Origin of the sequence: Clostridium sp. C2-6-12 (assembly GCF_009928485.1) — a bacterium.
Taxonomy (GTDB): domain Bacteria; phylum Bacillota; class Clostridia; order Clostridiales; family Clostridiaceae; genus Clostridium.
The window spans coordinates 277,376-298,002 of the sequence record NZ_JAABNP010000002.1 but is presented as its reverse complement, the minus strand read 5'-3'; the positions used below and the strand labels follow the sequence as shown (position 1 = coordinate 298,002).

24 protein-coding genes are annotated in these 20,627 nt (G+C 26.1%); 18 read left to right on the top strand and 6 right to left on the bottom strand.

Features of this window, described 5'->3' with window-relative positions:
- Nucleotides 1-114: 114 nt before the first annotated feature.
- On the top strand, nt 115-522 hold the full coding sequence (locus GXK56_RS03095; RefSeq protein ID WP_160684805.1) for a hemerythrin family protein: 408 nt from the start codon (nt 115-117) through the stop codon (nt 520-522).
- Between the two features lie 189 nt (nt 523-711).
- On the opposite strand, the gene GXK56_RS03090 is transcribed toward GXK56_RS03095, so the two are convergent.
- Both GXK56_RS03090 and GXK56_RS03085 read right to left on the bottom strand, forming a co-directional pair.
- The gene (locus GXK56_RS03090) at nt 712-1,161 is read right to left on the bottom strand and encodes a DMT family transporter (RefSeq protein ID WP_160684802.1); all 450 of its coding nucleotides are present in this window, start codon (nt 1,159-1,161) and stop codon (nt 712-714) included.
- Nucleotides 1,162-1,226: 65 nt separating this feature from the next.
- Complete coding sequence (locus tag GXK56_RS03085; RefSeq protein ID WP_160684799.1) at nt 1,227-1,649, bottom strand: DMT family transporter; 423 nt, start codon at nt 1,647-1,649, stop codon at nt 1,227-1,229.
- A gap of 261 nt (nt 1,650-1,910) precedes the next feature.
- Here GXK56_RS03085 and yeiL point away from each other — a divergent pair, with 261 nt between their 5' ends.
- The 3 genes from yeiL to GXK56_RS03070 all read left to right on the top strand — a co-directional run bounded on the left by yeiL (nt 1,911) and on the right by GXK56_RS03070 (nt 4,700).
- Nucleotides 1,911-2,600 (top strand): transcriptional regulator YeiL, encoded by a 690-nt coding sequence (gene yeiL, locus GXK56_RS03080; RefSeq protein WP_160684796.1) that lies wholly within the window; start codon nt 1,911-1,913, stop codon nt 2,598-2,600.
- A 209-nt stretch (nt 2,601-2,809) separates the two neighbouring features.
- Complete coding sequence (locus GXK56_RS03075; protein ID WP_160684793.1) at nt 2,810-3,403, top strand: CDP-alcohol phosphatidyltransferase family protein; 594 nt, start codon at nt 2,810-2,812, stop codon at nt 3,401-3,403.
- 31 nt (nt 3,404-3,434) lie between these two features.
- Nucleotides 3,435-4,700 (top strand): ferric reductase-like transmembrane domain-containing protein, encoded by a 1,266-nt coding sequence (locus tag GXK56_RS03070; protein ID WP_160684790.1) that lies wholly within the window; start codon nt 3,435-3,437, stop codon nt 4,698-4,700.
- 113 nt (nt 4,701-4,813) lie between these two features.
- Here GXK56_RS03070 and GXK56_RS03065 read toward each other — a convergent pair whose 3' ends face one another.
- On the bottom strand, nt 4,814-5,923 hold the full coding sequence (locus tag GXK56_RS03065) for a DEAD/DEAH box helicase (RefSeq protein WP_160684911.1): 1,110 nt from the start codon (nt 5,921-5,923) through the stop codon (nt 4,814-4,816).
- 293 nt (nt 5,924-6,216) lie between these two features.
- Here GXK56_RS03065 and GXK56_RS03060 point away from each other — a divergent pair, with 293 nt between their 5' ends.
- The gene (locus GXK56_RS03060; protein ID WP_160684787.1) at nt 6,217-6,645 is read left to right on the top strand and encodes an Rrf2 family transcriptional regulator; all 429 of its coding nucleotides are present in this window, start codon (nt 6,217-6,219) and stop codon (nt 6,643-6,645) included.
- A gap of 64 nt (nt 6,646-6,709) precedes the next feature.
- Here GXK56_RS03060 and GXK56_RS03055 read toward each other — a convergent pair whose 3' ends face one another.
- Nucleotides 6,710-6,895 (bottom strand): hypothetical protein, encoded by a 186-nt coding sequence (locus GXK56_RS03055; protein ID WP_160684909.1) that lies wholly within the window; start codon nt 6,893-6,895, stop codon nt 6,710-6,712.
- A gap of 109 nt (nt 6,896-7,004) precedes the next feature.
- A complete protein-coding gene (locus GXK56_RS03050) occupies nt 7,005-7,694 on the bottom strand; it encodes a YjjG family noncanonical pyrimidine nucleotidase (protein WP_160684785.1) in 690 nt (229 codons plus the stop codon).
- Nucleotides 7,695-8,346: 652 nt separating this feature from the next.
- On the opposite strand from GXK56_RS03050, the gene GXK56_RS03045 reads away from it, so the two are divergent.
- The 7 genes from GXK56_RS03045 (at nt 8,347) to GXK56_RS03020 (ending at nt 13,201) form a co-directional block, all read left to right on the top strand.
- Entirely contained in the window at nt 8,347-9,264 is a 918-nt protein-coding gene (locus GXK56_RS03045) for a tyrosine-type recombinase/integrase (protein ID WP_160684783.1), read from the top strand.
- A gap of 9 nt (nt 9,265-9,273) precedes the next feature.
- Complete coding sequence (locus GXK56_RS03040) at nt 9,274-9,507, top strand: hypothetical protein (protein ID WP_160684781.1); 234 nt, start codon at nt 9,274-9,276, stop codon at nt 9,505-9,507.
- Nucleotides 9,508-10,202: 695 nt separating this feature from the next.
- Entirely contained in the window at nt 10,203-10,325 is a 123-nt protein-coding gene (locus GXK56_RS28495; protein ID WP_279283039.1) for a hypothetical protein, read from the top strand.
- 637 nt (nt 10,326-10,962) lie between these two features.
- Complete coding sequence (locus GXK56_RS28030) at nt 10,963-12,396, top strand: HNH endonuclease (protein ID WP_160684779.1); 1,434 nt, start codon at nt 10,963-10,965, stop codon at nt 12,394-12,396.
- 142 nt (nt 12,397-12,538) lie between these two features.
- Nucleotides 12,539-12,676, top strand: coding sequence for a hypothetical protein (locus GXK56_RS03030; protein ID WP_160684777.1), 138 nt, complete (start codon nt 12,539-12,541; stop codon nt 12,674-12,676).
- A 115-nt stretch (nt 12,677-12,791) separates the two neighbouring features.
- The gene (locus GXK56_RS03025) at nt 12,792-12,986 is read left to right on the top strand and encodes a hypothetical protein (RefSeq protein ID WP_160684775.1); all 195 of its coding nucleotides are present in this window, start codon (nt 12,792-12,794) and stop codon (nt 12,984-12,986) included.
- Between the two features lie 11 nt (nt 12,987-12,997).
- On the top strand, nt 12,998-13,201 hold the full coding sequence (locus tag GXK56_RS03020; protein ID WP_160684773.1) for a hypothetical protein: 204 nt from the start codon (nt 12,998-13,000) through the stop codon (nt 13,199-13,201).
- 76 nt (nt 13,202-13,277) lie between these two features.
- Here GXK56_RS03020 and GXK56_RS03015 read toward each other — a convergent pair whose 3' ends face one another.
- Nucleotides 13,278-13,493 (bottom strand): helix-turn-helix transcriptional regulator, encoded by a 216-nt coding sequence (locus tag GXK56_RS03015; protein WP_160684771.1) that lies wholly within the window; start codon nt 13,491-13,493, stop codon nt 13,278-13,280.
- A gap of 237 nt (nt 13,494-13,730) precedes the next feature.
- Between GXK56_RS03015 and GXK56_RS03010 the strand changes: the two genes are divergently transcribed.
- From GXK56_RS03010 to GXK56_RS02985, 6 genes are all read left to right on the top strand, one after another.
- Complete coding sequence (locus GXK56_RS03010; protein ID WP_160684769.1) at nt 13,731-14,069, top strand: hypothetical protein; 339 nt, start codon at nt 13,731-13,733, stop codon at nt 14,067-14,069.
- Nucleotides 14,070-14,464: 395 nt separating this feature from the next.
- Nucleotides 14,465-14,608, top strand: a complete 144-nt coding sequence (locus tag GXK56_RS03005; protein ID WP_160684767.1) for a hypothetical protein — start codon at nt 14,465-14,467, stop codon at nt 14,606-14,608.
- 458 nt (nt 14,609-15,066) lie between these two features.
- Nucleotides 15,067-15,717: a hypothetical protein gene (locus GXK56_RS03000; protein ID WP_160684765.1), complete on the top strand. Its 651-nt coding sequence runs from the start codon at nt 15,067-15,069 to the stop codon at nt 15,715-15,717.
- A 16-nt stretch (nt 15,718-15,733) separates the two neighbouring features.
- Nucleotides 15,734-16,132, top strand: a complete 399-nt coding sequence (locus tag GXK56_RS02995) for a hypothetical protein (protein WP_160684762.1) — start codon at nt 15,734-15,736, stop codon at nt 16,130-16,132.
- A 145-nt stretch (nt 16,133-16,277) separates the two neighbouring features.
- Complete coding sequence (locus GXK56_RS02990; RefSeq protein WP_160684759.1) at nt 16,278-17,231, top strand: hypothetical protein; 954 nt, start codon at nt 16,278-16,280, stop codon at nt 17,229-17,231.
- Nucleotides 17,232-17,317: 86 nt separating this feature from the next.
- Complete coding sequence (locus GXK56_RS02985) at nt 17,318-20,605, top strand: hypothetical protein (RefSeq protein ID WP_207710252.1); 3,288 nt, start codon at nt 17,318-17,320, stop codon at nt 20,603-20,605.
- The last annotated feature ends 22 nt before the right edge of the window (nt 20,606-20,627 follow it).

Sequence of the window (20,627 nt, the reverse complement as noted above, 5' to 3'; positions counted from 1 at the left end):
ATAAAGGATTTTGTAAAAAGATAAAGAATGGAATGTAATGATATTAAGATTTGAATTTGCTAAAATGTAGTTAGAGCATAAATTTGTATATAATTTGTGAAAGGTGTTGATTTTATGAATTTAAATTGGGACAATAATTTATCAACAGGAATTAACAGCATTGATGACCAACATAAAGAATTATTCAGTCGTATTAATCAATTGTTAGTTGCGATGAAAAGTGGAAAGGGAAAAGATGAAGCAATTAAGTCTTTGAATTTTCTTGAAGAATATGTAATTAAGCATTTTGACGATGAAGAAGCCATTCAAAAGAAAAATAGTTACCCTAACTATAATAAGCAACATACTCAGCATGAGGAGTTTAAGGAAGAACTTAAGGAATTAAGAAAGGTTTTTGAGACAACTGGAGTGTCAGCATTATTTGTTATAAATGTTCAGCAAAAAATGTCAAATTGGTGGAAGAGTCATATTACTGGAATGGACAAGGACTTAGGTAAGTTTTTGATGGAAGCTAAAAAATAGAAATATTTATTTTTGATTTAAATGAATAATTAAAACAATATAGTAATTAAGAGTTTTATGTTTTTTAATTACTATATTGTTTTTTATTTTTCTACAAAAAAGATTTAAGAAACATACTAATAATATATTTTTCTTGAAGCTAGGAACTCCAAGAATTGATAAATAAGTAAGTCGGCTTAATAATTTAATTTAATCAGTTACGATGATTTCATTCTTTTCAGAATCTATGTACAAATTATATCCTAAACCTAAAACTACCAATAAGCCTCCTACAATTTTTTGCAATGGCATTGTTTTAAGAGTTAAGCAGTCAATAATTATTCCAGAAAAAAGCTGTCCAATAAATATTATTAAAGTTATATAAAATGAAGACATTTTAGGGGTTACAACACTTGATGATATAACAATAATTATTCCTATAGCACCTCCTAAGTAAGCCCAAATTGGGATAGAGGCCAATTGAGATGAAGTAAAGCTATCTTTAATAAATGCAAATAAAATTAATGCTGATAATAAACCTGTTAGATAATTATAAAAACTAGATTCAAGCAAACCTACTTTTTCAGAAAGTCTAGTGTTGAGTATTCTTGAAATTACAATAATAGAACCAGAAATTATGGAAATAATAATAGCAAACATATATTTATCCTCCTTGTGTTAAAAATTTTTAATTCTAATACTCTCATGATTTATCAGTTATGATTTTATAAAAATGTCATAATAGATATTCCAGCCAATATAATTATAAATCCTATAATTTTCTTCTTGTCAAATTTGATTTTAGTCATACCTAATAATCCATAATGGTCAAAGACCAGTGAAGTTAGTAATTGTCCTAAAAGACCTAATGCCACAGGTATAGATACTCCAAGTGCTGTATAACTTAAGTTATTAAACATTACAGTAAAAACACTGATTGCACCAGCACTATACATATATATAGGCAGTTCCCTTTTAAATGATATTTTTATTTTTTTTAACAGTAATATTAGAAAAATAATTAGAAAACCAACTAAATGAATTATTACCAAAGCAGAATAGTTTCCTAATTTGTTTGATAATTCACCGTTGAAGGTTATCATAATTGTAATAAGAACTCCAATTAACAGTGATAAAAAATTATACATAAACATCTCCTTATTATTTATAGTTTCATAAAAGCTTAGATATATATTTAGAAAAATAATATAAATTGAAATTTTAGACTTTTATGCAATAAAGTAATCAAAAAAATATGATTTCATACATTACTTATAGTTTATGGTATTATAAGTAATAAGATATAGGACACATGTCATGTTAAGAAAAATAATTTGAGTAGTTAGTATCAGATTGTAATTATTTTAAGCAATTACCATAAAGAAAATAAAGATAAAAGGAGAATAAAGTTGGAAAAAATTCAAAATAATAGAGAAATTGAAGAGTATATTAAAAGATATGAAATGGAAAAATTATTTACAGGGAATATGAAAGGGCAAATGAATTTATATCTATTTAATAAAAGTGAGTATATATGTAAGGAAGAAGAACAATTGGAGTATATGTATTTTTTAGTTAAAGGAAAAGCTAAAGTATCTAAACATTTAGAAAATGGGAAATCATTATTAATATCATTTTATACCCCTTTAACAATAATAGGTGATGTTGAATTTATACGGAATAATCCTACGGATTGTAGTGTACAGGCAATAGAGGATACATATTGTATTGGTATTAGCTTTGAGGTTGTGAGAAAAGTACTAATAAAAGATTGTAAATTTTTATTGAATATATGTGAGTATTTAAGTGACAAGCTTACGAGTAACAGTAATAATAGTTCTATTAATTTATTATATCCACTTGAAAATAGATTAGCTAGTTATATACTAGCCTTTAACAACATAGATGAAAGGAATAATGAATTTGAATTTAGAGAAAGTTACAGTGAAATCTCAGAATTGCTTGGAACAAGTTATAGGCATCTAAACAGAACCTTAAATAACTTTTGTTTAAAAGGAATTTTAATAAAAAACAAAGAGGGATATATAATAAAGGATTTTGAAAAACTATTGAATTTAGCTGGAGATTTATATAAATAATTACAAAAATATATGACGAATTTAAAAAAATGTGATAGAATGATCAATAATAATTATTTTTTAATAATAAAATCTAGTTAGATCGGTTGTTTATCATCGTGTTACATCATAATATACTTTAAATTCGATAATATAGTATTTTTAAATTTAGTTATATCAAAATTATGTGAGAGACTTGCATAAGTTATTATGAAAGAATAGGAGGTCTTATGAAATGTATGTTTAGAGCCATACCAAATATAATTACAATAACAAGAATAATAATGACTTTTATTTTTATATTTGCAATCAAAGAACAGTATGTTTATGGAATAGATATGACGATGAACCTAATTATATTATTTTTTGCTATTTGCATTTCTGATTTTATAGATGGAAAAATTGCTAGAAAAATTAATTCAGTTTCAATAATAGGGGCTAAATTAGATGTAGCTGCTGATTTGCTATATATAATTTTATCTTATGTAATATTAGTAAACTTAAAAATTTTACCTTTTTGGTTTTTAGGATTTGTATGTTTTAAATTTACGGAATTTATAATTACATCAAATTATATAAAGCGTTATAGTAGTAATGTAGACAAGCCTTTTGTTTTTGATAGGGTTGGGAGAATAGTATCTGCCATATTCTTAATTATTCCAGGAATTGCTTGTATTTATAAATGTTTCGAAGCTAATACAATAAATTTATTATTCAATTGTATTATTTTCATAATATTTATAGCAGGTCTGTATTCATCTTATTTAAGGATAAAAAGTTGTTTTGTATTGAGATACACAAATAATAAATACATAAATAAGTAATTTATTACAAAGGATAAAGGAGTGAATTGAAATGAAAAAAAGAGTAGGAATTGGAGTGATTTTATTTAGTATAATTATAACTTGGCTATTATGGTTAGTTGCTATACCAACAAGAGAAATTTCTGTTATGAGTGAATATTCTCAACTAATAGCTGCATTTGCCTTAGTAGCATTTAGCTTTATTAATTTTATTTCTACAAGACATAAAATTTTAGATTATCTATTTCAAGGCTTAGACAAGTCATATGTGTATCATAAGTATATGGGCATTTCAGCACTTATTTTAGTTATTATACATAATATAACAATAGAAATTGGTAAAGGAATCGAGAAATCTAAGGGAATACCAATCCCAAGAGACCCATATGCCATGTATGGAGCATTTAGTATGTATCTTTTTATAATAATTATGTTAATTGCTCTTTTGGCTAAAAAGCTAAATTATGAAAGATGGAAAATGATTCATAAATTTATGATTATTCCATATGCATTTGGAATTTATCATTATTATGGAAGCGCTACATATGCTATTTTTTCTATAGAACCATTTAGTATATGGTTGGATATTATAAATTGTATAGGTGTAATATCAATTTTTTATAGTATATTCTTTTATGAGAATACATCATTTAAATATAAGTATAAAGTTAAGAAATTAGAAATTGTAGCTAATGAAACTCTTGAAATAACAGGTGAGTCTTTAGGCAGAGAGATGAAATTTAAACCAGGCCAGTTTGCTTTTATAAAAATACTAGATAAAGACAATAAATTATTATCACATCCTTTTACTATAAGTGAAGCTCCTAAAAATGGAGAAATACAATTTACAATCAAGGCTTTAGGCGATGATACGAGGAATTTACTAGATACCCTTAAAGTAAATGATGAGTTTACAGTATCAGGACCTCATGGAAAGTTTGATTATAAAGCAGGTTTAAAAAATCAAATATGGATAGCTGGAGGAATAGGAGTAACACCTTTTAGGAGTTTTTCTCAAGCTAAGGTGCCTAAGGATTTCTCTATAGATTTCTTTTATGCATATAATGACGAAGAAGAAGGGGCTTATACAGAGGAATTAGGAGCTTTAACAAGAGATAATTTAAGGCTTCATTTATTTAATTCAAAAGAAAAAGGATTTTTATCAGTAGAAGTAATTAGTAAGCATGTGGATTCAAGGGAAAAATTAGATGTTTATTTTTGTGGACCCAAGCCAATGAGAGATGCTTTAATTAAGCAATTTAAAGATAGCAAGATGAATTTGGGTGATTTTCATTATGAACATTTTCAATTTAAGTAAATTTAGAGTTATTTAAATTTATAGAATAAAGAATTAATCTATAATAATAAGCAGTAAATAAATTTGTATTAAAAATTTATTTACTGCTTATTTTAATTGAAGGAAAATGTTAATTATATTATTACGTCTCGTCTAGGAATTTTAAAACCTATAGTTGTCTCAAAGCTTTCAAGTGCTCGCATATTTTTAGGGTCTATAAACATGCAAGTATATCCACTTTCTCCAGCTCTTCCTGTTCTACCTATACGGTGAATGTAAGTTTCAACATTTTCTGGTATATCGTAGTTATAAATATGAGTTACACCACTTATATCCAAACCTCTTGCAGCAACATCAGTTGCAATTAAATATTGAATATCAGCATTTCTAAAAGATTTCATTATTCTTTCTCTTTTATTTTGAGGAATATCACTATGTAATTTTACACAATTATACTTTCTTGTATGTAAAACTGCTTCAAGTTCATCAACTCTTCTTTTTGTTCTGCAGAAAATAATAGCCATAAAAGGATTATCTTCATCTAATACTTTACATAAAGCATCTCGTTTATTTCTATCGGTAGTTTCAACTACATCTTGTTTTATAGCACTTAAAGTTACTTCTTCTTTTTTTACAGATACAATACTTGGATCATTCATATATCTATAAGCTAATTTTTTTACTGCTGAATCCATTGTTGCAGAAAAGCAAAGCATTTGATACTTTTTAGGCATTTCCTTCATAATTTTTTCAACTTCATTTTTAAAGCCCATAAAAAGCATTTGATCAGCTTCGTCTAAAACAAAAGTTTTTAATTTACTTAAATCAATTGTTTTTCTTTCTAAGTGATCCAAAAGTCTTCCAGGTGTTGCAATTATTAAATGAACATTATTATTCAACTTTTTTAATTGTGATCCAATATCCTGTCCGCCATAGGTAGCTAAAATGTTAATATTATTAGCTTCCTTTAGCTTATTAGCTTCTGCTGTAATTTGAATAGCAAGTTCTCTTGTTGGTGTTAATATAAGAGCTTGAATTTCTTTTGAGTTTGAATTTATTTTATTAAATAAAGGTAGCAAAAAAGCAAGAGTTTTACCAGTTCCAGTAGCAGCTTCAGCAATAATATCCTTTCCATTATTAATTAAAGGAATACTTTGCTCTTGAATAGGTGTAGGATTTGTTATTCCTGTATTTTTTATTGTATTTATTAAATTATTATTTAGTCCTAATTCATTAAAATTCATTTTGTTCATACCTTTCATAATTAAATGTGCTAAATTGTAGACAACTATAATTTTAACAAAAATATTAGTTTTAGTTTAGCACTATGTTATATAATATATGTATCTAATTATAAAAGTCAATAAACTACGGAAAATTATGAAAAACCACTTTACAAAACATTAAAATATGTTAAATTTAATATATAGTAAAATTATAGGTATACTAAAGAGAGATTATAAATTTAATTGTTTTTATGAAGATTAATTTGTAAATAGATTGTAATTAATAAGAAAGGCAAATAGAAGGTGAGTTTATGAAAATTTCAACAAAAGGAAGATATGGATTAAGAGCTTTAATAGATATATGTATATATTCTTCAAATGATATGGTAACTGTGAAAAGTATTTCAGAGAGACAGGGAATTTCAGAAAGATATTTAGAACAAATATTTTCAGCCCTTAGAAAAGGTGGAATAATAAATGCAAAAAAGGGTGCACAAGGAGGATATTTTTTAGCTAAAAGTGCTAGAGAATTTACTATTGGAGATATTTTAAGCGTCTTAGAAGGAGATTTACTTTTAATAGATATAGAAAAGGATGAAAATGATATAGAAAACTTTATAAGTGAAAATTTATGGAATGTTATTAATAACAAAATTAGCTCATTTTTTAATTCAATAACTTTAGAGGATTTAGCTAATGATTATAGGAAAAATAGTAGAGATGATATGTATTACATTTAAATATTGAGGCATAAAAGTAGAGGGGCGCTTTAAAATAAATAATAAATTTAAAGCGCTCCTCTTATTATTTTAACTGAATACTTTTAAGTTTATCCTTAATTTCCCGCATTTCACTTTCAAGTGAATCAATTTTTTTATCTAAAGTATTAGAAATTCTAGTATTTGATATTTTTGATTTTTCATTTAAAGTTTCTTCAATATCTGCTATAATTTCGATTAGTTTTTGGTATAGGTCGTATGCTGTTTTCATTATTAAAATCCTTTCTATAAAACCACTAAGTAAAATTAATGCTGACACTCTTTTATTATATTCAGGAAATTAAATAAAATGATAAAAATTTAATTTTTTTTATTCATATCTATTTATACAAAATATCTTTCAGTTCCATTAAATTAGAAATTTCATATGTAGGAGTAATTGTGGTTTTATTTTCAAGTTTATTAGGATTATACCAACACGTATCTGCCTTTAAATTTATTCCACCTTGTATATCAGAGCTTAGGCTGTCACCAACTATTAATATTTCATCAATAGGAGTATTAGCTACATCTTTTAAAGCATATTCAAATATTTTAGGATTTGGTTTCGCTACTTTAACTTCATCAGATACTATTATATTTTTAAAGTATTTTGCTATGTTAGATTTTTTTATTCTATTATTTTGGACTTCTTTTAAACCATTAGTAACTATAAAGAGTATATAATCTTTATATAAAAATTTTATAAGCTCTGTACTTTCTTCATATAAAAAAGAAGCATTGCCTAAATTATTAATATATGAGCATGCAAATTTATCAGTGTCAAATTTAATATTTAAAGCTTCAGAAAATATTTTAAATCTTACATCATTTATTTTTTCCTGTGGAATGATTCCAAGTTCAAAGTCTTTCCATAAGGTGGTATTTATCTCTTTGTAGATTTTAAAATGATAATTTTCATCATATTTTAAATTAAATTCTTCCATAGTGATTTTAAATGCTTCTCTTTCAGACTTTTTAAAGTCGAATAAAGTATCATCTGCATCAAATATTATAATTTTGTATTTCATATAATTCCTCCGTACTTTTAGGGTAACATATTATTTTATTATATCAATAAACATGATATTTAAACTATATTTCATAAAAATTTAATTTTAAAATAAAAAAATATAATTTGTGTTAAGTTATACAATAAATAAGTTTTAAAATGTGACATAAAGGGTTAAATATTTTAAAAATTATATTATACTAGTATGGTATAATTTTATTAAATATGATAAAATATAGATGGAATATCATAGTCCCTTATATGATACTCTTTTAATAAACCCTTGTGACTAGAACCTTTTTCTAGTCACTTTTTCTTGGGAATATTTATAAAAAAGTATTGCAAAAAGCAAATGCATATGTTAGAATTTCGTTAATAGAAAAATATGTTTAACACATAAAGAATTTAAATAAAGCCAGTGATAAGAATAGTAGATAATATAGCTTAGTGTAAAGAGAGTTCGAGAATGGTGAGATTCGAATACTGTAGATATTATTGAATGGGTCTTTGAGGTGACATTTTGAAATAATTAAGAGTAGGAATGTACGGGGAGAACTCTATTTTATAATAATTGATGCAAATGGCTTATTACCAATGATTCTATTAAAATTGAATATAAAAGTGATTATGTATAACACACTTCTTAAATTAATTTAGGAGGTGTGTTTTTTTTGTTTATAGAAGAAGTTTTAGAAGAGTTTTTGATGGAGTTAGAAATCAAAAATTATAGTAAAAAAACAATAATAAGTTACAAGTTTAATAATGTTCAATTAATGAAATGGTTAGATTCTGAATTAAATATTAAAGAAATAGATAAAGTAAAGGTTATTTATTTGAAGAAATATATTCATTATCTTCAGGAAACAGAACATAAACCATCTTATATAAATAGGGTAATAAAATGTTTGAGAGCTTTTTTTAGATATGCTTTTGATGAAGAAATAATTAAAGAGAATCCAACATTAAAGATGAGTTGGGTAAAAGAACAGAAAACTGTAATTAATACTTTTACAGATGAAGAAGTATATAAAATGATGAATGTGTATAAAGGTAATGATTTTATAAATCTTAGAAACAGATGTATTATGGCATTATTTCTAGATACAGGTATTCGTTGCATGGAGCTTCGAAATATTAAAGATAAGGATATAAGAGGGGATACATTACTTATAGAGCAAGGGAAGGGAAATAAAGATAGATTTATAGCATTAAGTCCATACACAAGAAAGATAATAATGAAATATCAAAGATCAAGAAATCAAAAATTTAAAGATAGAGTTATAAATGAAGATACTAATTTAATATTATCAACATATTTTTTGCCTATATCAGAAACACCTATTGAAAGAGTTGTTAAGATATGTGGAGAGAAAGCTGGTGTAAGAAATGAAATTAGGTGTTCACCTCACGATTGCAGGCACTACTTCGCTCAGAAACAACTTAGACTTGGAAATGACGTATATTCTGTATCACGCTTATTAGGTCACGAGAATACTCAAATAACCACTCGGTATCTCAAATCTATACAAGATGCTGATATTATTTCTAAAAGCATCAAAACAAGTCCACTTATGAATATGAGAAAGTAGGTGTTTTATATGGAAGTGAATATTAATCATGATAAAAGCATTAATGGATTTTCTGAAAGAGTTATAACAGTAGATTTAGATGAATTTAATCAAATTTCATTAGCTTTAAATTTAAGATTAGAGTATTTAGAGGAAAAAATCGAGGAATATAAACAATCAGAAGATGAAAGGTTAAAAAGATTTATACCAAAGAAAGAATCTGAAATTGAACAGTTAAAAAAGATTATAGATAGTTTACAATAAAAAACAACTAGGTACTTTGGAGAGTATCTAGTTGCCTAAAACTTAATATGTTTTATAAAACTTTTGGGAACCCCTACGAAAGTATCAATAACGACAGTGACACAAGTAGAAAGGTTCATAAGTCATATAATTATTTTACTTGAAAAAATAGGGAATTGCAATAGTTTTATTTGCTATACACTTTTTTTGTATGGTTTACTTGCTATGCACTTGGACAAGTATAATAATCCTAGTAAGTTTGGTTAGCTGATGCATAAAATAACCATGTCATATAAGGCTAGTATTAATTATCTTTGTTATAAATGCTAGGAAGGTGTTTATATGACGTAGGTGAGTGCCAACCAATACCCTTATAAATAAATAGGCATGGTGGTTACTTGGTGTCTAAAGGCAGGTAAAGAGTAGTAATTCAACAACTAGGACAAGTATTGGTTGGTAAAACTGCTTATACAGAAATGTAATTAATAACAAAGATTTAAAGCGATTCCTATTCAACTCAAAACATTAGCTTTAGAGTTAATTTACTTATGAGCTATCAAGAATTGATTTTTTTGGTAGCTTATAGGTAAATTAATTTTTTGCTCAAACCTTTCAATCTAAAACATTGTTTCCTTGGCAATAACCAAAGTCAAGTAGAAAATTAGAATATAACAATTCTAATATGTAAATACTTAAACTAAAGCGAGGTGTTTGATATGAGAGCGATAGAATTAGGATGTATTTTTACCATGGGAATAATATCTGGATGTGTTATAGTTCAAATGATTAAGATATGGGCTAATAGAAATAATAAAAAGGATAAACTTACTAGGGAGTAATAAGCTTATCCTGAATACTGGGTTATATTTAAGGGGTAAATAATAATGCTTTAACTACTTTATGTTTTTATTATAAAAGTCTTTTGTGACAGTATTATGGCAAGAATCTTAACTTAATATAAATGTTTTCTTAAAATATAATTAATAGTTTAGACTGAGGAGATAAATTTCTTGGTCTTTTTTGTTTTGTTTGAATTTTTGAACTTAATTATATTTTGTTTATATTCTTTTGGATGATACACATTAGTAAAACACAGGAATGCGGTTTTAGGGTGCGTCAAAATTAATAAATGATGCAAATAAAATATAATTAAGTTTGAAAAATTACTTTATGAACTTGAAACTGGCATAAATACTAGCGTTACAGGCAATTTTACTGGGTTTTTAGTACAAAAATTAAGATTGTGTTAATGATCTCTGATACTTGTAATAATCAACAATGGCTAAAATAGAGAAATTGTTTAAGAAAAGATAAAATATAATGTGATAAAATGAAAATCGAAGATATATTGAGCAAATAAAATATATAACGATTATAATGGAGTTAAAATTATTAAATGAAACTAAATGTATAAATATGATGGGATTTCATAATATATAGCTATAAAATTAAAAAAGTACTCGGAGGTTATATGTTATGGAAATTTTCTCATTTGATGAAATTAATAAAAGAATGGAATCACTTTATGGAAAGGAATATTCTTTACTTAAATATTTTGATGATACTAATAAGATAAAACTTAGACATAATGTTTGTAAGAGTATTTGGATTATGAATTCTAATAATTTTTTTACGAGGAATATATGCCATTGCCCAACTTGTAAAAAGAATAATAAAAATATAGAATTTAAAGAAAAAATAAATTTATTAGTTGGGGATGAATATAAAGTATTATCTGATTATTATTCATTAACATCATATGTTAAATTTTACCACAAAAAATGTAATTTGATTTTATATATTAAACCAAAAGATTTTTTTGATGGTAAACGTTGTGGAACATGTTTTAAGGATATTAATAAAAAAGATATTATATTAAAGAGAAAATGTAAAATATGTAATTCGGAATTTTGGATATCAGATAAGGAAATAAAAAGTTCAAATATGGAAATAACATGGTGTTCAAAAGAATGTAAAAAAAATATGAAAGAAAATGTCTGCAAAACATGTGGAAAGAAATTCATGAGTAAGGGATATCAAGCCTATTGCAGTAAAGAATGCAAAAAAGATATTTGTAAAGTTTGTGGAAAAATTTTTTTTAGGAAAGGCAACGAAGGTTATTGTAGTGATGAATGTAAGAATATTTTATATAGACGTGTTTGTAAAAGTTGTGGAAAAAATTTTATATCAAAAAACAGTAGGCAGTTTTGTTCTCCTGAATGTAGAATTGCTTATGGGTCAGTAAAGAGTGAAGTAAGTATTTGTAAGAATTGCAAGATGCCTTTTAAATATAAAGGAATGAAAGAATATTTTTGTAGTTTAGATTGTAGAACAGAATATCATAGTAGACAAAAAATATATAAAAAAGACAAAATCGATGAAAAAAATCTTAAAGATATAATATCAGATAGAGTAAGTGTATTGGTAAATAAGAGGAAAGAAGCAGTTGCAAATCTTGATAATACGATTGATTACAGACTCGTTAATGGATTTACTGATTCACTTAAAGAAAAAGTTAAGAATAGAGATAATAGAAAATGTTTTGTTTGTGAATATGATGTAAATCTTGATGTTCATCATATTATTCCACAAAGAATGGGAGGTTCACATAAAGAAGAAAATTTAATAACTTTATGTAAAAAGTGTCACATGTATATAGAAACTGGAAATGAAGTGTATGCAACATTTAAATGTTTAAAAAACGCTAAAGAACATTTTGGATTCATTGAGTTTGATTCTAAGTCTTTTGAAAAAAAGCCAATAAAAACACAATTAGCTATGATAGAACAAGAATTATCGGATTTTTGGTATAAGTTTGAAGCAATAGAAATTGATGATTCGTTAGAATTAAGAGAAAAACTTGCAGATATTATTGATGATATCTCTAGTTGTATTAAAGACTGTAAATAGAATGTTAAAAGCAATCAAAACTATAATATTCTAAATACTTCTATAGAAAATAAAGGGATTTTAGTAATTATGTTGAATTTATAAAGTGTAAAAAGTGATAAATTGTCATTGATCAATATTTATATGGGGAGGTATGAGATATATGGCTGGTAATCCGTGGGATTTTGGTAGTTATGAAAAAGAAATAATAAATAAACAACCTAAAAAAGCTAAGGTGATAGATTTTTCTAAAGCTAAAGAAATTGAAGCTGAAAAGAAAAAGAATGAAGAGAAAATATAATATAATCAATAAAATATTCTGATGTTAATACTTTATAAGAGAGAAGGTGAGAATATGATAGGTTCAGGTAGAGGATAATAACATAATTAATATTATATGAGAGGTGGTGAGGATTATGAAATATAGTAAAGAAGTTATGGATTTAGTTATAGCTACTATAAACAACAACTCAGTATCCATAGAACATAATACCAATAACGGCAATTTAATGTATGTATTTCAAGGTTTTTCTTTTCCTAAAGATCAACGCAAGACTGGATGGGAATTTGAAAGTTTATGTGAATTTTATAAAAAGAAAATTGAAGGGTAGGTTTTGCTGATATGCAACGAGTATTTGAATTAAAGGATGGTACATTTATTTATTGTAAAGATGTGAAAAAATTAATTATAAATGGGAAAGAAGAAGTCTACGATAGTCATAAAAAGCTGTTAGATGCGGTTAAACAAACACAAACAGTAGGAGCGATACTTATTGATGATACTGAGATTACTCCAGGAGATATAAAAAGATTTATTATTGAATAATTAAAAAAAATAAAGTACTTCTCTATGAGTTGTCCTTTTTCTGTGTAAGAAAATAGGAGCCTCGATCTCAAGGCTTCTATTTTTCATTTTCATCGTTTATATATTCGATTATACCATCAAGCCCACAATCAAAATATTCACAGAACTTATTCAAATGCTCTATAGGAATATGTTTAGCTTTGTTATTTATATATGCACTTATAGTAGGAAGTCTTATATCTAATGCCTCAGACAATTCTTTTTGACTCATTCTTTTTTCAGCTAATCTGATATGCAATTTAAAGTTTATCATATTAATTACCACCTCATAAGTTATTATATACCATTTGCAAAATAAAATCAATAGAAAACGAAAAGATATTTTAAATAAAACGTAAAAAGTATTGACTTATAACGATATTCGTTATAAAATAATGAATGTAGACAAGGTAAAATAAAAAAGGCAGTAACAAAATTGCTACCGCCATCCCTCAACAAGATGATTGTAGCATAGTTATTACTTAAAATCAATATTTAGGAGGATGATATTATGTTAAAAGAATTAAGTGAAATAACAAAGCAAAGAAAAGAACGTAGGTGGATGGAGTTAACTAGTCTAATTGTTAACGAAATTGAGTGGGAAAATGATATGGCTTTTTGTAAGTTGGAGCACTATAAAAGTGGAGAGTGCTTTAGTGAAGATGATGATTCTAAAATTTTATATGGATTTTCTGAAGAAGAAATTTGGGATAGGTTGTTTGAAGTGAGTGGAACAAATGACTATGATGATCTATATAACAAATTTAAAAATGCAAAGTGGTGTGACCATGAAAATTTAATGCTTTTTGAATTAGTAGACGGTGCCAAGTTATGTGCTTTAAGATTGTAAAAAATAGTCTGAAATAGCAATTAAACAGTATTTTATAAAATATTTTTCATTTTATGTAAAAAAATTGTTGACTTATTTAAATTATTGTAATACAATAAATCCATAGTGATGTTACAGAAATTAAGTGTAACAACGATTTGCATTAATTTGCATACATAGAAGAAAAATTTTAGTTTAATATTATACATTATTGTTTATTTAAAATTTAACAGGTATAACTCTATATTTAAAGCTATAGGTGTATTACGTTTAAAATTGCGTTATGCTCTATCTATGTTATAGCTAGGAGTCTATACAAAAATAAACTTTAAGGTTAATATTATATGTCTATGTAAAGTGTTGTTGTTATTAAATTTTTGTAGCTTTTTTTGTTGCTTAAAATAGGAGGTGAGAATATGTTGTTAAAAATTTTAGATAATATGATTTTTCTCTTGGGCAGTATTAGAAATAATATAGTAGACAAGTATTATTCATCAGAAGAAGATGATTCTTGGATGGATGAATTAGCAGAAGCTTATGAAAAATATGGTATGCTATAGTCGTAAAAAGTACCCAAATGGAAGTTTGAATTTGTATTATATATGTGGAGTAGACATAACAAAAAAGCTAACGATATAATTAAAATTAGCTTAGGTTTATTTCTTATAGACTTTTTTAAGAAATGTTAATTATTCGCACTAATTAACATGACATAACGATCTTGGAAAATTGAATATTGTGACATTAAATACTTTGTTATCTGTATGCAGTTCCGATACAAAGTAAGAAAAGTGGATAAAATGTTTATTTGATAATCAAATTATACATCTAAAGGTATACTGAGTCAACACTTTTTGGGCAATATTATTTCTTTAATATGCGTCTTAAGTCTTGAAATAACAAAGATAAGAGAATCGCATGTGCTAAAAATGGGTTGTTTTCAGTGTTTTAAGAAAATTATTTCCCAAGATATTTACCAAAAAAAATTAAAAAATAATTAGAAAGAAGGAAATATAAAATGAAAGATTTATTAATAAATGATCTAATGAACAATATAAAAGGATATAAACTATTATTTAACAATGAAACAAAGGAAAATTCAGTGAAACTTGAAGATGGAGAAACTATTAATGATTTAGTAGTGGAATTAATTCATAGCTGCAGTGATCCATCTATTGTATTAGTTATAGATAAGGATAGAAAATTTATAACATATACAGTATATAGTGAAGAAGAAAAAGATTTTTTAAAGTTTAGAAATGTAGAAGCTTTTGAACATAAAAATGATGAAGAAATGATAGATGAATTAAATGGATTTGTAACAGAAGCATTGGATGCATATGAGCCAGTATGTGTTGGTATATTCCAAGAAATTGATAATGACAATTATAAATTATTAAGTGTTAAGAAAGATCCTACAGATGATGAAGTGTGGGAAGCATTGTTGTCAAAAGAAATAAGATGCAGATATTGTGAAGAACTTATGGACAAGGATAGAGGGGTTACTTGTATAAATGGTGATGGCTACAGAGAACAAGATTGGTATGTTAAATTCAAGAATGGTGAAATTATGAACTTGTGGGATTACTTTGAGTTTAATATAAATTGTAAAGAAATAAGCAATTATCAAGCAATAAGAATTTTAAAATATGAATTAATGGATAGATAAAAGGGAGAGATTAGAAATGATAAATAAAATATTAAATAATTTAGAAAAACAACTTGAAGAAGTACAAAAGGGTGCTAGAGAGAGAATATTATCCAAAGAAGATATAATAGATACCGTTTCACAAGCTGAATTTATAACAAAAAAATTAAAGGGATGTGGTCTGGAATTTGAATATATCTATCAATCTGGAGATAAATGTGGCGGATATGCTTACGTAGGAACTTGTTTTAAAGCTAATTTTAATAAAAATGGTGAATGTAACAAAATTGAAATATCAAGAGATAAGCATAGCTGGAATATAGATACTTTAGAATATAAAAAAGAAGATGGTTCTAAATTTACAAAATTAGAAGAAAAGTTATTAAGAGAATGTTTTGGAGCAGATACTGGTCATAATAGAATAAATATCAGATAGGAAAGAGTAGGACAAGTTCCTACTCCACACCACTTAAAACATAAATTTTATCGAGACATTATATAGTTCGCTACGTTCCACTACGCTTCACTGCTTTTGGTGGAAGCAATAAAAATAATATGAATGAAGAAAGAAGGAAATAACTATGACAAAAAATGAACTGATAAAAGTAATATTAAATGATAAGGTATATTACAAATTAAATGATATTTTAAAATTGGAAGAATTAAAACAATTAAAGGTTAAAAAAACAGAAGCGAAGGGGATTTTAAAACCTTTAGCAATTAAAATAGCAGGACTTGGAGCATCATTTTGGATATTGGAAGAAGAATTAGAAAAAGTTAAAATCCTTAGAAAGACAATCACATATGAGGTTATGGATAACATAAGAAACAGTGTCTCAAGTGCTAGTTTTGCAATAGCATTAGCAACGGCAGGAAAGCAAGATCGATTACCAAAAGATTTTATTAAAGAACAAAAAGAAAAAGCAATCAATGATGCTATAAAGGCTGCTGAAAATAAGGAACAAAGAGTTATAGAAGATATAGATAAGGTTATAACAGATATAGAAGACATTGAGCAATTGAACCAGAAAATAAAGGACTATAATGCAGAAATAAAATATGAAATAATTCAAAAATGGAGTGGATTCGCTTTAGATTGTAAAGTGATAGCTCCTAATTATATTAGAGATATAAGCACATTCGGAAAAGATAAATATTCTAGAAACTTTGAAATATTAGAAAATGGAGATTTGTCATATTATGATAGCGGATTTGAAGAAGAAATTATATTCAAAAAGGGTCAAATAGGAGAAATGATTTGGGATCAAAGCAAACCATTTATAGAAAATAAATTAACCTTACTACAGGATAAAAGTAGATTTAAATTGGATTGTAGCGATTATGAATGGATTGGTGTTCAAAGTAGAGAGAATAACAATCTAGATATAAATATAGACATTAAAACGGATGATATATTCAGTTTAATAGAGGATAAGGAAATTATAACATTCAGCGTGGATGATTTAAAAAAGGTAAAAGAAAAGTTGTTAATTTTAAAAGAACAGAGTCAAGAATTTATTAAAAAATTAAAATAGTGTGTCAGTTATGGACATACTGTCACTATCAAATAGAAAATTACTTGCAGATTTAAAATAGAATGAATAGAAAGAAGGAATTATTAATGCAAATAAAATTATTAAAATTAGAACAAAAAAATATAAATGAGATGACTAATATCGTTATAGAGAAAACTCTAACTGATGATAACTATATAAAACAAGACAAATACACATTTTTAATAAAAGCATTAGAAACATATAAAAACAAGACATTTGAAGAAGATGAATTTGTGAGCGACATTATAAAAGTAACACTTAATAGCGATGAAAACACAGCAAAATCACAGTGGTTTGATGGAATAGAATTAGAAGAAGAAAAATATCTAGGTTGGTTTGCAACTCCTTCGGGAATGAAACAAGAAGATGAAAAAGAAAACCAAAAATGTGAAGCTTTCTTTATTAGAGAAGATCTAAAAGGTTTTGTAGAATGGTTTGAGAACATAGTGTCTTTAGAACAATTTAATATATTAAATGATAAAAAAATATATGTAAATAAGCAAGTTTTAAGTAGATTAGGATTAACAACAAGCACGCTCATAACTCAGATTGATATGCCTAATGTAATCATATTACCTAGTGCTAGTATTAAATTTGCTAGAACCTATAAAACTGTTATTCCTAAAGAAATTGAAGTTGAAATAACAAACGAAAAAACAGGTGAAATTACTAAAGAACCTACTATAGAATATGACCTAGAAGACTATGATTTTAATGGTGATATAGACGTATTTGATGGCGGTGGAATAGCTACCCCATCAGTATTTGAACAAATAGGACAATCCTTAAACAGAACCGACATAGATTTTGCAATAATAAGAGGTTATGGTATTGGAATAAAAGGACTTATAACTCGATTTGATATTATAAAATACTTAGACGTATTCTATAAGGAAGATACAACAATTGCTGATGAAAATAAATATTGCAAAAAAGTTGATGGGCATTATGAATTAAAAGATATGTACGGGAAATGGAGAGAAGTTACAGACAACACACTCCTATTAAATGAATCTATGGTTAAACTAGCTGATTTATTTGCAGAAGAAGTAAAGGATGCTAAGAAAGATATAATAGTTAAAAATGACACATATGGTATGGAACTTATAGAGGAAAAACTAGAAAAATATAATACTGAGATAGACATAAATACATACAATCTATTAAATAAATTATACATAACTAAAGTGAATAAGCCAGAAGCAGATTTAACAGACTATAGAACATTATGTTATCAATTATTCAATGTATTAGCACTAACCGATAAAGAATATCATCAATTAGCAAACCAAGACTATATATTGTATAGAAAATTAGTTAAACCTTATTCTGTTAAAGACGCAGATGCAGAGAAGAAAGAATTTAAAATAAATGCCGACTATGTAAATCTATTCTTTAGAAACATAACTAAAAATAAAGTTGAATATGACGAGGAAAATCCAGCAGAGTATGATGTGGATTTCAATGAAAATGAACTAAATCATACGGATAAAACAGCTATGTTAATACAATTAGATGAAAATAATGTAGAACTTAAAACAACAAAAATGCAAATAAAAAGGATGATAGAAAAGAAAGTAAGAAGTCTTGCGGCTGGAAAAGTAACAACAAAAGCACAATATTGTTACGTTGCAATAGATCCAATTTCCTATATGAATTTTGCTATGACTCGAGAACTTGGTACAAATGGACTAGCAGAAGGACAATTCTATAATAGAAAATGTGAAAATGGAGATGTTAGAACAATTTATAGAAATCCATTAATGGCATTTTCAGAAGTTCATAACATAGAATTTGTTAGAAATAATTTCTATGATAACTACTTTTGTAAATCTAGCGAATTAATTTACTTTAACCAAAAAAGTGATATATACAGCCTATGCGGGTCTATGGATTCAGATGGTGACTCTGTAACAGTTATAGACAATGAGATTATACAACGAGGTGTTGTAGAAACAGACAAACCATTCTTCTTTAGTTCTGATGGTGTAAAAGTACCTTATGTTTATAATGATGAAGCAAAATTCTATTGTAGTTGGAAACCAAGTGGTAATCTAATCGGTAGTGTATCTATGCTGGCATCAACCGTAAATACTAATAGCCAATGGTTACCTAAATACTATAGTCCTGATAGCAACAAATTTTATTATTATAACCAAGTATTAGAAATATTAGCTGAAAACAATTTTGAAGGAATTACTAAAGATTCTACCGATACAGAAATTAAAGAAGCAATTAAGAAATTAATAGAAGCAGGACATTTAATGTATTCTACTAATAGAGAGATAGATGATGAAATAGTTAGAGAGCAAATAAAGAAACAATTCTTAGAAGATATTGTGTATATTTATCCATTGCTACATACATCTTCGCTAGTTATAGACACACCCAAGACTATGAACATTATTGATAGAGATATGTACATTAAACCAATTGAAAGAGTATTCCAGAACTCTGAAACAGATACTAGAATATACAAACCCATGTTTTTAAAATATAGAAAATATAAATGGGAAATTGGTAAAAGGGAAACTTATTCATCATTCTCAAAAAATTTCATGGATAGAACAGCAGAACTAATACAAAAAAATATATTAAATTACTTAGAAAACTATAATAAAGAGTTAAGTGATAAAGGAAAACAACTTAAAAAATTATTAGAAAATAACAAATATGATGCAGATAAATTAGAAGAATGTAAAGAAAAAATGATTATATGTTATAACGATTATTCAGAGAAATCTAGCAAAATTAGAGAAAAGCATAAAAATGATAGAGCAGAAAAATCTAAATTATTTAAAGAATTAGATGCAGAATACTTACTAATTGCAGATGATGCAAGAAAACAATATGACACTTATACAATAGCACAAGTTTTAGCTACAATGGATAACTGCTCAGAAAGCTTTTTAATTAACTTATTCTTCCCACATTTCTTAGATATAGATAATATTAAGCCAAGCCTTAAAATTGTATTTATAGAAGATGAGAATGGGACATTAGAGTATTTATATAAAAAGTACAGTAAGATTGAAAAGTTAACAAATTATAATGAAAATACTGCTAAGAATGTGCATCTAAGAGATTTAAAAGACAAAGATATAATTAAAGAAATTAGATTCGATTGTAGAGAAAATCCAGATATAGTTAAAGAAATTACAGATAAAATTCAAGCTGGTTTAGATAAAAATGGATTTTATGAACTAGATTTAACTGACATGAAAGTGTTCGATGATTATGAAGAATTAATAGTAGGAAAAGATAAAATTAAAATTGATGGATTTATGTTAAATAAAAATAATAAAGTAGCAATTACAGCAAAATCATTTGGTTGTTATTACTATGCTATGTAGTAAGGGTTCGTGGCACTGCCAC